This is a genomic window from Streptomyces sp. NPDC031670 (assembly GCF_055580545.1).
The window spans coordinates 187,038-201,532 of the sequence record NZ_JBVILC010000014.1 but is presented as its reverse complement, the minus strand read 5'-3'; the positions used below and the strand labels follow the sequence as shown (position 1 = coordinate 201,532).

General features: G+C 74.0%; 7 protein-coding genes. 6 read left to right on the top strand and 1 reads right to left on the bottom strand.

Annotation, left to right across the window (positions count from 1 at the left end):
• Window position 1 precedes the first annotated feature (1 nt).
• The 6 genes from ACZ5ID_RS25500 (at window position 2) to ACZ5ID_RS25475 (ending at window position 9,772) form a co-directional block, all read left to right on the top strand.
• The gene (locus ACZ5ID_RS25500; RefSeq protein ID WP_468902132.1) at window positions 2–2,464 is read left to right on the top strand and encodes a GcvT family protein; all 2,463 of its coding nucleotides are present in this window, start codon (window positions 2–4) and stop codon (window positions 2,462–2,464) included.
• Window positions 2,465–2,576: 112 nt separating this feature from the next.
• Window positions 2,577–3,776, top strand: a complete 1,200-nt coding sequence (gene solA, locus ACZ5ID_RS25495; RefSeq protein ID WP_468902129.1) for an N-methyl-L-tryptophan oxidase — start codon at window positions 2,577–2,579, stop codon at window positions 3,774–3,776.
• On the top strand, window positions 3,773–4,915 hold the full coding sequence (locus tag ACZ5ID_RS25490) for an aromatic ring-hydroxylating oxygenase subunit alpha (protein ID WP_468902126.1): 1,143 nt from the start codon (window positions 3,773–3,775) through the stop codon (window positions 4,913–4,915). The genes solA and ACZ5ID_RS25490 overlap by 4 nt, the downstream gene beginning before the upstream one ends.
• A gap of 114 nt (window positions 4,916–5,029) precedes the next feature.
• The gene (locus ACZ5ID_RS25485) at window positions 5,030–6,499 is read left to right on the top strand and encodes an aldehyde dehydrogenase family protein (RefSeq protein ID WP_468902124.1); all 1,470 of its coding nucleotides are present in this window, start codon (window positions 5,030–5,032) and stop codon (window positions 6,497–6,499) included.
• Window positions 6,500–6,579: 80 nt separating this feature from the next.
• Entirely contained in the window at window positions 6,580–8,175 is a 1,596-nt protein-coding gene (locus tag ACZ5ID_RS25480; protein ID WP_468902121.1) for an APC family permease, read from the top strand.
• Between the two features lie 19 nt (window positions 8,176–8,194).
• Window positions 8,195–9,772, top strand: coding sequence for a GMC family oxidoreductase (locus ACZ5ID_RS25475; RefSeq protein WP_468902118.1), 1,578 nt, complete (start codon window positions 8,195–8,197; stop codon window positions 9,770–9,772).
• Window positions 9,773–9,826: 54 nt separating this feature from the next.
• Here the strand turns inward: ACZ5ID_RS25475 and ACZ5ID_RS25470 are convergent, their stop codons facing one another.
• Complete coding sequence (locus ACZ5ID_RS25470; protein ID WP_468902115.1) at window positions 9,827–14,488, bottom strand: hypothetical protein; 4,662 nt, start codon at window positions 14,486–14,488, stop codon at window positions 9,827–9,829.
• Between the last annotated feature and the right edge of the window lie 7 nt (window positions 14,489–14,495).

Here is a 14,495-nt window from a genome sequence, read left to right as displayed (position 1 = left end):
CGTGTCTCACGAGGTCCGCACCACCCCCGCCCCCGACCCCGCCCACGCGCATGTGGTGATCATCGGCGCCGGGATCGTGGGCTGTTCGCTCGCCGACGAGCTCACCGCGCGCGGCTGGTCGCACGTCACCGTCGTGGAGCAGGGCCCGCTGCCCGCGCCGGGCGGCTCCAGCTCGCACGCGCCCGGCCTGGTCTTCCGCACACATGTCTCCCGGACCATGACGGCCTTCGGCGTGTACACGGTCGACACCCTCCGCGGGCTGAGCGTGGCGGGCGAGCCGTGCTTCCGCGCGGTCGGCGGTCTGGAGGTCGCCACCACCCCGGAGCGCTGGGCCGATCTGCACCGCAAGGCGGGGCTGGCCGCCGCCCACGGCGTCCGGGGCGAGCTGCTCACCACCCACCAGTGCGGGGTGCTGTGGCCGCTGCTCGCCGGGGAGAAGGTCCTCGGCGGCTTCCACACCCCCGACGACGGGATCGCCGACGCGCTGCTCGCCTCCCGGGCGCTCCAGGCCCGCGCCCAGGCCCGGGGCGCCCGGTTCCTGGCGCGCCACAAGGTCACCGCCGTCGAACAGGAGGACGGCCGGGTCACCGCGGTCGTCACCGACCAGGGCCGTTTCCCGGCCGATCTGGTGGTCTCGGCGGCCGGTTTCTGGGGCCCGGTGATCGGCCGGACGGCCGGGGTGGCCGTGCCGCTGCTGCCGCTCGCCCACCAGTACGTGCGGACCGCCCCGCTGCCCGGACTCAACGCGCGGGCGGCGGCCCTGCCCATCCTGCGCCACCAGGACCGCGACCTGTACTTCCGTACGCACACGGACGCCCAGGGAGCACGGCTGGGCATCGGCTCCTACGCCCACCGGCCGCTGCCGGTGGACCCGTGGGCGGTCCCGGCGTACGACGACGCGCCGGTCATGCCCTCCTCGCTCGCCTTCACCCCCGAGGACTTCGCGCCCAGCTGGGAGGACGCCACCGCGCTGCTGCCCGAACTCGCGGACAGCGCGGTCGCGGACGGCTTCAACGGTGTCTTCTCCTTCACGCCCGACGGTATGCCGCTGCTGGGCGAGTCCCGCGAGCTGCGCGGGTTCTGGCTGGCCGAGGCGGTGTGGGTGACGCACTCCGCGGGGGCGGCCAGGGCAGTCGCCGAGTGGATGACGTACGGGCGCCCCTCGCTCGACGTGCACGCCTGCGACATCCGGCGCTTCGAGGACGTCCAGCTCACGGACCGGTACGTCGGGGAGCGCTCGGCGCAGAGCTTCGTCGAGGTGTACGACATCGTCCATCCGCTCCAGCCGCCGGCTCGTCCGCGCCCGCTGCGGACGAGCCCCTTCCACCCGCGCCAGCGTGAGCTCGGGGCGTACTTCCTGGAGGGCGGCGGCTGGGAGCGACCGCACTGGTACGAGACGAACGCGCCCCTGGTGGACGGGCTGCACATCCCCGTGCGCGACGCCTGGTCGGCGCGGTACTGGTCGCCGGTCGCGGCGGCCGAGGCGAAGGCGACCCGGGAGCGGGTCGCGCTCTACGACATGACGCCGCTGCGGCGTCTGGAGGTGACCGGACGCGGCGCTTTGGCGTTCCTCCAGCGGATGACCACCAACCAGCTGGAGAGGAAGCCGGGTTCGGTGACGTACACCCTGATGCTGGACGGGGCGGGCGGTATCCGGTCCGATCTGACGGTGGCGCGTCTGGGCCCCGACCGCTTCCAGGTGGGCGCCAACTCCCCCGCCGACCTGGACTGGCTGCTCGCGCACGCGCCGGACACCGTCACCGTCCGGGACATCACCTCCGGCACCTGCTGCGTCGGCGTGTGGGGTCCGCTCGCCCGCGACCTGGTCCAGCCCCTGACCCGCGACGACTTCTCGCACAGCGCGTTCGGCTACTTCCGGGCGAAGGAGACGGTCCTCGACAACGTCCCGGTCACGGCCCTGCGGCTGAGCTACGTCGGCGAGCTGGGCTGGGAGCTGTACACGAGCGCCGATCTCGGGCTGCGGCTGTGGGACACGCTCTGGGAGGCGGGGCAGCGGCTCGACGTGGTCGCGGCGGGCCGCAGCGCGTTCGAGTCGCTGCGCCTGGAGAAGGGCTACCGCGCCTGGGGCCGTGACATGACGAGCGAGCACACCCCCTATGAGGCGGGGCTCGGCTTCGCGGTCCGGCCCGGCAAGGGCGAGTTCGTGGGCCGGGCCGCGCTGGGCGATCCGGCGGCGGTGACCCGCAGGCTCACCTGTCTGACCCTGGACTCCCGGTCGGCGGTGGTCCTCGGGGGCGAGCCGGTGCTGGTCGACGGTGTGCCCGCGGGTCATGTCACCAGTGCCGCGTACGGCTACACGATCGGCCGGTGCGTGGCGTACGCGTGGCTGCCCGTGACGGCGCCGGGCACGGCGGTCCATGTCGAGTACTTCGGTGAGAAGGTCCCCGCGACCGTCGCCGAGGAACCCCTGTTCGACCCGCGGATGACGCACCTCATGCGGTGAGGGCCGGGCCCGGCGGGTCCGGGCGCCGAGCGGCCCATGCGTGGAACGGCACCGCGTCGACCCGTAACGCGCCAGTCGGGTCCGGCCGGGCACCGACCCTCCGGGAGGAAACATGGCTCCGACGTACGACGTGATCGTCCTCGGCCTGGGCGGCATGGGCTCGGCCGCCGCCCGGCACCTCGCCGCGCGCGGGGCCCGCGTCCTCGGCCTGGAGCGCTTCGGGCCGGCGCACGCGCACGGCTCCAGCCACGGCGGCTCGCGCATCACCCGGCAGTCCTATTTCGAGGACCCGGCGTACGTGCCGCTGCTGCTGCGGGCGTACGAGCTGTACGAGCAGGTCGAGCGGGACTCCGGGCGCGAGATCGCGCTGCTGTGCGGCGGGATGATGGTGGGCCGTCCCGACTGCCGTACGGTCGCGGGCGCGGTGCGCTCGGCCCGCGCGTGGGATCTGCCGCACGAGATGCTGGACGCCCACGAGATCCGGCGCCGCTTCCCGACGATGAGCCCGCGCGACGACGAGGTGGCGCTCTACGAGACGCGGGCGGGGCTGCTGCGGCCGGAGGCCATGGTGGCGGCCCACCTCGGGCTCGCGGCCGGGGCGGGGGCCGAGCTGCGTTTCGAGGAGCCGGTGACCCGCTGGGAGGAGCTGCCGGGCGGCCGGGGGGTCCGCGTCCACACGGCCGGGCGCAGCTGGACGGCCGGGCAGCTGGTGGTCTGTCCGGGCGCCTGGGCGCCGGAGCTGCTGGCGGACCTCGGGGCGCCGGTCCGCGTCGAACGGCAGGTCATGTACTGGTTCGGGCCCGAGGGCGGCACCGAACCCTTCCTCCCCGGGCGTCAGCCGGTCTTCGTGTGGGAGGAGGCGGACGGGGTCCAGGTGTACGGCTTCCCGGCCATCGACGGGCCCTCGGGCGGCGTCAAGACCGCGTTCTTCCGCAAGAACGGCGCCCCCTGCACACCGGACACCCTCGACCGTACGGTCGCCCCGGCCGAGGCCGAGGACATGGCGTCGGCGATGCGCCAGGTGGCCCCCACCCTGCCCGGAACGTTCCTGCGGGCGGTGACCTGCATGTACTCGACCACACCGGACGAGCACTTCATCATCGGCCGGCACCCCGCGCACCCCGAGACCACCACCGTGGCCTGCGGTTTCTCCGGGCATGGCTTCAAGTTCGTGCCGGTGGTCGGCGAGATCCTCGCCGATCTGGCCCTGGACGGCGGCACGGCCCATCCGATCGGGCTCTTCGACCCGCTCCGGTTCGGCGCTGGCGCGGCTGCCGGGACCGGCGCGGGCGCGGCGGGGGGCGCGCGGTGACCGCCGGGGCCACCGAGCGCACGCTGAGCCTGCTGCGGACGCTGCCCGGCCGCTACTACTGCGACCCGGCCGTCTTCGCCCGCGAGCAGGAGCGGATCTTCGAGGCGCTGTGGTTCTGCGCGGTGCGCGCCGCCGACCTCGACCGGCCGGGCGCCTTCCGCACGGTCCAGGTGGGCCGCGAGAGCGTGCTGGTGGTGCGGACCCGCGAGGGCGCCCTGCGCGCGTTCCTCAACGTGTGCCGGCACCGGGGCGCCCGGGTGTGCGCCGAGGAGAGCGGCAGGGTCCGGCGCACCTTGCAGTGCCCGTACCACGCCTGGACGTACGACCTCGACGGGCGGCTGGTGGCGGCCCCGAACCTGGCCCGGATGCCGGACGTGGACCGCGAGGAGCGCGGGCTGCTGCGGGTCGCGCTGCGCGAGTGGCTCGGCTACGCGTGGGTGTGCCCGGCCGAGGAGCCGCCGTCGTTCCAGGACACGGTGGTCGGCGCCGCCACCGAGCGTCTGGGCGACCCGGCGGCGGTGGAGCGCTACGGGGCGGCGGAACTGGCCCTGGGCCGCCGGATCTCGTACGAGGTGGCCGCCAACTGGAAGCTGATCGTCGAGAACTTCATGGAGTGCTACCACTGCGCCACGATCCACCCCGAACTCACCCATGTGCTGCCGGAGTTCGCCAAGGGCTTCGCCGCGCAGTACTACGTGGGCCACGGCGCCGCCTTCGCACGCGGCGCCGAGGGGTTCACCGTGGACGGCGGCGCGGGCTTCGGACGTCTGGCGGGCCTCGCGGACGAACAGGACCGCCGCTACTACGCGATCACCGTGAAACCGCAGGTGTTCGTGAACCTGGTGCCCGACCACGTCATCGTCCACCGGATGTTCCCGCGGGCCGTGGACCGTACGGTCGTCGAGTGCGACTGGCTGTACGCGCCACGGGTGGTGGCGGACGGGGCCGACGTCTCCCGGTCGGTGGAGCTGTTCCACCGCGTCAATCTCCAGGACTTCGAGGCGTGCGAGCGCACCCAGCCCGCCATGGACTCGCGGGCGTACCGCGAAGGGGGCGTGCTGGTGCCCAGCGAACACCACATACGCGCCTTCCACCAGTGGGTCCTGGAGCACTTGGGACCCGACCCGGACGGCCCCTGAACACCGCGGTTCCCGCGCGGTTCCGCCGCTCAAACTATCGGCATCGTCACATGCCTGAAGTGTGCGTACCTGGGTAGCGGCGCCTCTGTTCGTGACCAGAAGTCAAGGAGCGTCATGCCTGATTTGTTCATCGGTGGCCGGTGGAGCGCCGCCGTCGACGGGGAGACCCGCGAGATCCGCTGTCCGGCGGACGGCTCGCCGGTCGCCGTGGTCGACGAGGGGGGTCCCAAGGACGCGGCGGCGGCGGTGGCCGCGGCCCGTGAGGCCTTCGACCGGGGCCCCTGGCCCCGGACGACGGCCGCCGAGCGGGCCGCGCTCCTGCTGCGCGTCGCCGGTCTCATCGAGCGTGACGCCGCCGCGCTGGCCCGCGCCGAGTCCCTGGACACCGGCAAGCGGCTGGTCGAGTCGGAGTACGACATGGCCGACATCGCCAACTGCTTCCGGCACTTCGGCCATCTGGTCGCCTCGCAGGACCCGGGCCGGGTCGTCGACACCGGCAACCCGGAGACCGACAGCCGTACCGTCGTCGAGCCGGTGGGCGTCTGCGCGCTGATCACGCCGTGGAACTACCCGCTGCTCCAGACCGCCTGGAAGGTCGCGCCCGCCATCGGCGCGGGCAACACCTTCGTCCTCAAGCCCAGTGAGCTGACCCCGCACACCGCGATCATCCTGATGCGGCTGCTCACCGAGGCAGGGCTGCCGGAGGGCGTCGCCAACCTGGTCCTCGGCACCGGCCCCGCGGTCGGCGCGCCCCTCACCGAGGACGCGCGCGTGGACCTGGTGTCGTTCACCGGCGGACTGTCCACCGGGCGGCGCGTGATGGCGTCGGCCGCGGCCACCGTCAAGCGCACCGCGCTGGAGCTCGGCGGCAAGAACCCCAACATCGTCTTCGCGGACGCCGACTTCGACACGGCCGTCGACTACGCGCTGACCGCCGTGTTCCTGCACTCCGGCCAGGTCTGCTCGGCGGGCGCCCGCCTGCTGGTCGAGGACTCGCTGCACGACCGCTTCGTCGACGAAGTGGTGCGCCGCGCACGGGAGATCAGGCTCGGCGGCCCCTTCGACGAGCAGGCCCGCTCCGGCCCGCTGATCTCCGCCGCCCATCTCGCCAAGGTCGAGGCGTACGTGGCGGACGGGCTCGCCGAGGGCGCGGTGCTGCGCTGCGGCGGCGCCCGCCCCGACGACCCGGCGCTCGCGAACGGCCACTACTACCTGCCCACGGTCCTGGACGAGTGCACGGCCTCGATGTCCGTGGTCCGCGAGGAGTCGTTCGGGCCGGTGCTCACCGTGGAGCGGTTCCGCGACGAGGACGAGGCCCTCGACCTGGCCAACGACACGATCTACGGCCTGGCCGGCGCCGTGTGGACCCGCGACGAGGCACGTGCGCGCCGCGTGGCGGCCCGGCTGCGCGCGGGCACGGTGTGGATCAACGACTTCCACCCGTACGTCCCGCAGGCCGAGTGGGGCGGGATGAAGCAGTCGGGGACGGGCCGCGAGCTCGGCCTCGCCGGGCTCGCGGAGTACCAGGAGATCAAGCACATCTGGCGCAACACCGACCCGCGCCCGCAGCGCTGGTTCGACTGAGCGGCCCGGCCGGCGAACGGCCGCCGTTCGCCGGCCCCCTGCCCCTCCCGCCGCCCGACCCCGTACGAGGAGTGATCCAGATGACCGCCACCAGTCCCCCGTCGCCCTCTCCCTCCCCAGCCCCGGCGGGCGCCGACGCCGATGACGCCGCGCTCGCCGAACTCGGGTACAAGCCGGGCCTCAAGCGCACCCTCGGCAACTTCCACACCTTCGCCGCCGGGATCAGCTACATCTCGATCCTGACGGGCACGTTCCAGATGTTCTACTTCGGCGTCAGCCTCGGCGGCCCGGCCTACTGGTGGTCGTGGCCGCTGGTCTTCGTCGGCCAGCTGATGGTGGCGCTCTGCTTCTGCGAGCTGGCCGCCCGCTACCCGGTGGCCGGATCGGTCTACAACTGGGCCAAGAACCTGGGCGGTCCGCACGTCGGCTGGCTGGCCGGCTGGATGATGACGCTGGCGAGCATGGTGTCGCTGGCCGCCGTCGCCCTGGCCCTCCAGCTGACGCTTCCTCAGATCTCCTCGTGGTTCCAGTTCGTCGGCGACGGCAGCGGGAAGTACGACGCGGCGGCCAACGCCGTGGTGCTCGCCTGCGGGCTGGTCCTCTTCACCACCCTGGTCAACGCCTTCGGCGTCAAGCTGATGGCCCGGATCAACACCGCCGGCGTCTTCATCGAGCTGGTCGCGGCCGTGATCCTGGTGATCCTGCTGGCCGCGCACATCACCCGCGGCCCCAGCGCCATCGTGGAGACCCACGGCATCGGCGCCGGCCAGAACCTGGGCTACTTCGGCGCCTTCCTCACCGCGTCGCTCGCCTCCGCGTACGTCATGTACGGCTTCGACACCGCGTCCTCGCTCGGCGAGGAGGCGGTCGACCCCAGCCGCAACGCGCCGCGCGCGATCCTGCGGGCGCTGATCGCCTCGTTCGTCATCGGCGGCCTCATCCTGCTGTGCGCGCTGCTGGCGACGCCCGACCTGAGCGCGCCCGAACTCTCCGTGGACGGACTCCAGTACGTCGTCCTGAGCACACTGGGCCACACCATGGGCCAGGCACTGCTGTGGTGTGTGGTGATCGCGGTCGTCGTCTGCGAGCTCGCCGTGCACACCGCCGGCATCCGGCTGATGTTCGCGATGGCCCGGGACAACAACCTGCCCGGCGGCAGCCGGCTCGCCCGGATCAGCCCGCGCTTCCAGACCCCGATCGCGCCCGCCGTGGTCTGCGGCCTCGTCGCCATCGGCATCCTGCTGGTCAACATCAAGCAGCCGCAGATCTTCTCGGTCGTCACCAGCATCGCGATCATCATGATCTACGTGGCGTATCTGCTGGTCACGATGCCCATGCTGGTCCGCAGGCTGCGCGGCACCTGGCAGCCCGCCCCCGGGCGCTTCTCGCTCGGCCGCTTCGGTCTGCCCGTCAACATCCTCGCGGTGCTGTGGGGCGCGGGCATGACGGTCAACCTGCTGTGGCCGCGCGCCGCCGTCTACAACGCGGCGGCCCCGTACCACTGGTACCTGCGCTGGGGCGGGGTGCTGTTCGTCGGCGCCGTCACCGTCGGCGGGTTCGCCTACTACTGGTTCGTCCAGCGCCACCGCACCGGCGTCCTGGCCGACCACGCCGCCGAGAAGCAGGACACCGACCCCACCGCCACCACCGCGAACCCCGCCGCCGCCACCGGCTGAAGCAAGGAGCGAAGCAATCATGAACGAGGCCAACACCCCTGTGGCCACGGAAGAGTTCGACTACGTCGTCGTCGGCGGCGGCACCGCGGGCAACGTTGTCGCGGCCCGGCTCAGCGAGGACCCCTCGGTGACGGTGTGCGTCCTGGAGGCCGGTCCCTCGGACGTCGGCGACGACAACGTGCTGCGCCTGGAGCGCTGGATGGGGCTGCTCGAATCCGGCTACGACTGGGACTACCCGGTCGAGCCGCAGGAGCGCGGCAACAGCATGATGCGCCACGCGCGCGCCAAGGTGCTCGGCGGCTGCTCCTCGCACAACTCCTGCATAGCCTTCTGGGCGCCCGCCGAGGACCTGGACGGCTGGGCGGCCGGGGGCTGTACGGGCTGGGGCGCCGAGGACGTCTTCCCGCTCTACAAACGGCTGGAGAACAACGACGCGCCGGGCGAGCACCACGGCCGCAGCGGTCCCGTGAAGCTGCGCACCATCAAGGGCGAGGACCCCTGCGGCAGCGCGCTGCTCGACGCGTGCGCCCAGACGGGCATCCCCACCACGCCGTTCAACACCGGCCGTACGGTCATCAGAGGCGCCAACTGGTTCCAGATCAACTCCGACGAGAACAACATCCGCCAGTCGTCGTCGGTCGCGTATCTGCACCCGATCATCGGCAAGCGTCCCAATCTGACCGTACGGACGGGAATCCGTGCCAAGCGGCTGGTGATCGGTGAGGACCGGCGCTGTACGGGCGTGGAGTACCTGGACCCCGACCTGATCCACACCCGTACCGTCTCCGCGCGGCGCGAGGTCGTCGTCAGCTGCGGCTCGATCGACACGCCCAAACTGCTGATGCTCTCCGGCATCGGCCCCGCCGACCATCTGCGCGAGGTGGGCGTCCCGACGCTGGTGCACTCCCCGGGCGTCGGCGAGAACCTCCAGGACCACCCCGAGGGCGTCATCATGTGGGACGCCAAGCGGCCGATGCCGACCCGCTCCAACCAGTGGTGGGAGATCGGCATCTTCGCGGACACCGAGCCGGGTCTGGACCGGCCGGACCTGATGTTCCACTACGGCTCGGTGCCGTTCGACATGAACACCGCCCGGCACGGCTACCCGACCAGCGAGAACGCGTTCTGTCTGACGCCGAACGTCACCCGCGCCAAGTCGCGCGGCACGGTACGGCTGCGCACCCGCGACTACCGCGACAAGCCGATGGTCGACCCGCGCTACTTCACCCATGAGCACGACGTACGGGTGATGACGTACGGGCTGAAGCTCGCCCGGGAGATCGTGGCGCAGCCCGCGCTCGCGGACTGGGCGGGCGCGGAGCTGGCGCCCGGCCCCGACGTGCGCACCGACGACGAGCTGTTCGAGTACATCCGCACCACGCACAACACCGTCTACCACCCGGCGTGCACGGTGAAGATGGGCGCCGACGACGACGCGATGGCCCCGCTCGACGCCCGGCTGCGCGTCAAGGGCGTCAGCGGACTGCGCGTCGCCGACGGTTCGGTGATGCCGGAGCTGGTCACCGTCAACCCGTGCATCACGACGATGATGATCGGCGAGAAGTGCGCGGACATGATGAAGGCCGACGCGGCCTGAGCGGGGCCGCGGGAGCGTGAGAAGAAGGGGGGCGCCGCGGCCCCCCCCTTCTTCTCACGCCGGCTTCCTGAACATGCGGGTCGCCGTGATCTCCCCGTGCACCGATCCGTCGGGGTCGGCCGGCAGACCCGGCCGCAGATGCTCCTCCACGCTGATGTACTTCAGCCCCGCCCGCAGGTCCGCGTCGTTGCGCAACCGGATGACCAGCGGGAACTCCGCGAGCGCCGTGGTGTCGAACAGACCCGTGGTGTACAGGAGCTGCACGCCCAGCGCGTCGGACACGGCCCGCTGGAGTTCGAGCAGATATGTGGCGTTGGCCCGGCCGATCGGGTTGTCCAGGAACAGCGTGCCCGCGTGGCGGTGCTTGTCGCGGCCCCGGTCGTTGCTGCGCAGCGCGGCCATGGTGCAGTACAGCGCGATCGCCGCGGTGAGCAACTGCCCGCCGGAGAACACATCGCCCATCTGCCCGACCGGGACGCGCTCGGCGCGCAGCACCGCGTCCGGCTTGAGGATCTCCACGGCGATGCCGCGCGGCTCCAGGGCGGCCGAAACTCCGCGCAGCAGCAAGGACATCCCGTCCCGGCGCATGTCCGAGTTCTTCTTCAGGGCCGCGCGCGTGGCCTCGTCGACGACCTCGCCCAGACGCTCGGTCAGCGTCGCCTGGTCCGGCTCCTCGAAGCGGATCCGCAGGAACTCCTGCCCCGACCACTCACCGAGCCCTTCCGGCAGCCGCGAGAGCCGCTGGGCCGAGCGCAGGGTGGTCAGCGCCGACTCGACGAGTCCGCGCAGCCGGTCCACGATCGAGTCGCGGTTGCGCTCCAGCTGCTCCAGTTCGTCGGTGAGGACCCGCAGCCGGGGCGCGAACGCCGTCGCCCAGGCCGCCGCGTGCTCGGGCAGCGCGGCGGCGGGCAGCTCCCGGATCTGCTGGCGGGCGGGGGTGCGCACCTGCTCGTAGCGGGTCGCGTTGGCGTGCCGGACCAGGATGTCCGAGGCCTCGCGGACGGCGGCCTCGGCGGCCGACAGATCCCCCGCGCAGCCGCGCAGCGACCGGCGTGCCTCGGCCGCCGACCGGCGCGCCTCGGCGAGGTCGCCGGGGAACGGCTCGGGTTCCCGCTCGTCCTCCTCCTGCTGGTGGTCGCGGAGCAGGTCGCGCAGGAGCGCGGCCGTCTCCTCGAAGCCCCCGGCCGCGTCCTCGGCGGCCCGGTGGGCCGTCAGGAGCTCGGCGTGCGCGGCCCGCGAGGTCTCCAACGCGTCGGTGCGGGCGGCCAGTTCCGCCGTGGCCGTCCGCAGGAGGGACTGTGCCTGCTCGGCGTCGCCGGGCACCATTTCCTCGGGCAGTTCGGTGTGGGCCGCGCCGTCCTCGGGGGCGAGGCGCTCGGCCTCGCCGCGCAGCCGGCCCAGTTGCTCGCTCGCCGCCGACGCCCTGGTCTCCAGGAGCTGGACGAGGGACTCGGCGCGGGCGGCGGCGGCCTGCCGGGACGGGCCGTCGGCGCCGTCGGTGCCCTCCAGCAGCTGGGCGGCGCGGGTGCGGACCTTGTTGGTGAGGCGGTCCAGTTCGGCGAGCGCGGCGCTCTCGTCGCTCTCCGCGCGCGCCTGTTCGGCGCGCAGGTCGGCGCCGACGCCGACCTTCTCGTACAGCTGGGACGCGGCCCGGTAGGCCTCGCGCAGGGCGGGCAGCGCGGTCCTGGGGGCGTCCGGGTCCGGTTCCGGCAGGGTCTCCGGGGCGCCCGCGATCTCGGCGCGCTCCGCGCGCAGCGCGCGCGCCGTGCGGTGGGCGTCGTCGGCGGCGCGCTGGGCGGCACGGCGGTCCTCGTCGGCGGCCCGGGCGCGCTCCAGGAGGGACTGGGCGCGGGCCTCGGACTCCGCTGCCTCGTCGACCAGTTCGCGCAGGGTGGCCTGCCAGCCGGCGCGCTCGCGCAGCCGGAAGGCGAGCCCGGCCAGCGCGTCGGCGGCGCGGCGGGCGCGCTGGGCGGCCTCCTGGCGCTCGTCGCGGACCCGGGCCGCCTCGGCGGCGGCCTCGTCGGCCTCCGCACGTGCCGTACGGGCCTCGGTGAGCTCCTCCACGGCGGTCCGGGCCGCCTCGCGCGCGTCCCGCGCGGCCGTGGCGAGTTCGTCGAGCATCCCGGGCGGGCAGTCGGCGCGCCAGGAGCCGAGCCGTGCGGCGAGGCCGCGGTCGCCCGCGAGGCGCGCGGCGAGGACCCGGATCTCCTCGTCGCGGGCGGCGGCGCGGGTGCGCAGCGCCTGCCGCTCCTCGTCGGCGGCGTGCTCGTCGTGCATGGCGGGGTTCGGCGGGACGAGGAAGACCTCACTGTCCCCCGCGCCCGCGCCCTGCCGGGGCACCGGGGCGAGCAGGGCGGCGGCGGTGCCGACGGCGACCGCCGACCGGGGCAGCAGCGCGGCCCCGGCCAGCACCTCGCGGGCCCGCACGTGCGAGGCCGGGTCGGTGATCACCACACCGTCGACCAGCTCGGGCCGGGCCGCGAGCACCGAGGCGTGGTCGGCCGGGTCGACGGCCTGGGCGAGGTAGCGCCAGCCCGGCAGCGCCGGGATGCCGTGCTCGCCCAGGTACTCCACGGTGGCCAGCACATCGGGGCCCGGCGGCAGCAGTCCGCCGTCACCGAGCGCGCCGAGGATGCGGGAGTCGTCGGCGGCGGCGGTCCGCAGCTCGAAGAGCTGCCGCTCGGCGGAGGCGATGTTCTGGTCCAGGAGCCGGCGCAGCTCGTCGGCCTGGCGGTCCAGCTCCTCGGCGGTCAGCGGGGTGTCCGCGCCGTCCGGGGCCGAGGGGGCGGGGGTGCCGCGGACCGCCGCGTGGACGGCCTCCGCCGCGTACATGGTCGCATTACGGGGCTGCGGGACCCCGGCCGCCGGGGCGGAGGGGAGGCCGAGGAGCTCGGCGAGGCGCTCTTCGGAGGCGATGGACTCGGCGGCGCGGCGCTCGGCGTCGTAGGCGTTGCCCGCCGCCTCGGCCGCGTCCTGGGCGCGGGCGGCGGCCAGTTCGGCGCGCGCCTCGGCGGCGGCGGCCTCCCGGGCGCGGTCGGCGGTCGTACGGGCGCTCTCGCGGGCGGTGTCCCAGGCGGCGACCGCCGTCTTCTCGGCGTCGCTGGCGGCGAGCGCGGCCCTGGCCGGGTCGGCGTCCGGGGCGCTGTCGTCCAGCCAGCCCGCCCGCACGGCCTCGGCGGTCTCCTGCTCGACCTCGCCCAGGCGCTGGCGCAGATGCCCTGCCTCGCTGCGGGCGCGCTGGGCGTCGGTGGCGGCGGCCGTGGCGTCGCGGTGGGCGGCCTCGCTCGCCTCCTGGAGCGCGGCGGACCGCTCCTCCTCCTCGGCCGCGAGCCGCTCGCCGTCCTCGGCGGCGGTGTGCAGCGCCCGTACGAGATCGGCGGCGGCGGTGGCGCGGGCGGCGAGCGCGGGCGCCGCGTCCCGCTCGGCCTCCCGGATCGCGGCGGCCACGCGCGCGGAGCGGTCGGCGGCGGCCCGGTGGCGCAGCACCGCCTCGGCGGCCTGCCAGGCGGAGTGCAGCGTCCGGGCGTCGGCCAGCTCGCGGCGCTGGGCGGTGGCGGCCTTCTCGGCGACGGCGAGCGCCAGCGAGGCGTGCCGGTAGGCGAGTTCGGAGGCGATCAGGGCGCTGCCGCCGCGCGCCCGCTCGGCCTCGGTGACGGTATGCGCGGCGGCGGTGACCCGGGCGGCGAGGTCGGTGGCGCGCCCGCGCTCCTGCCCGGCGCGCGCGGAGAGCCTGCGCGCCAGCGTACGGGTACGGCGCTCGGCCCCGGCGTGGATGTCACGCGCGCGGGAGCGGGCCTCGGCGGCCTCGACGATCTTGTTGAGCAGGTCCACCGAGCCCGCGGTGAAGTCGCGCTCCGCGGTCAGCTCGGCGCGCCGGCCCAGTTTGTTGCCGAAGCCGCTGACCAGGTCGGCGAGGCCGTCGGTGTCCCGGGTGTCGGTGACCGCGCGCAGCAGCAGGTCGGTGAAGTCGGAGTCCTTCTTGACCGCGAAGAGACCGGCGGCCTCGCCCTCGTCGGCGTTCATCTCGCGCTGGTAGCGGAAAAGTTCGGGGTCCAGGCCCAGGTCGCCGAGGTGCTCGTTCCAGCGGTCGTGGATCTCCTCCCACACCACGTCGAGGTGCGGATAGGCCTTGCCCGCCTCGGTGACCGCGTCGCGGAAGCCCTTCATGGTGCGGCGCCTGCCCTGGGCACCGGAGGCGCCCTCGGCGGTGGGGCGCATCGCGCTGGACTCGGCGACCGGCAGCGAGTCCAGGCTCAGGCCGGGGCCCGGCCGGAACGAGTACCAGGCCTCGGCGAACTTCCGCGGGTCGTTGGAGACCTGCCGTCCGCGCCACTCGCTGACCTTGCCGACGACGACCAGCTCGCCGGTGAGGGTGTGCTGCCACTCCAGGGCGACATGGCCGCAGTCGTCGGCGAGCAGGAACTTGCGCAGCACGCCGGAGCTGGCGCCGCCGAGGGTGTTGCGGTGGCCGGGCAGCATCACCGAGAAGATCAGCTTGAGCAGGACGGACTTGCCGCCGCCGTTCTCCAGGAACAGGACGCCCGCGGGGGCGGGGCGGCGGGGCGGGCCGACCGGCTCGTCCTCGAAGAACTCCGCCTGGGCGGGCGCCGGGTGGGGCACGGGCGCGCCCACGCCTCGCAGGTCCAGCACGGTGTCGGCGTAACGCGCACCGGCGGGACCGATGGAGTAGAGGCGGACCCGGGACAGCTCGTACATGGCGGAC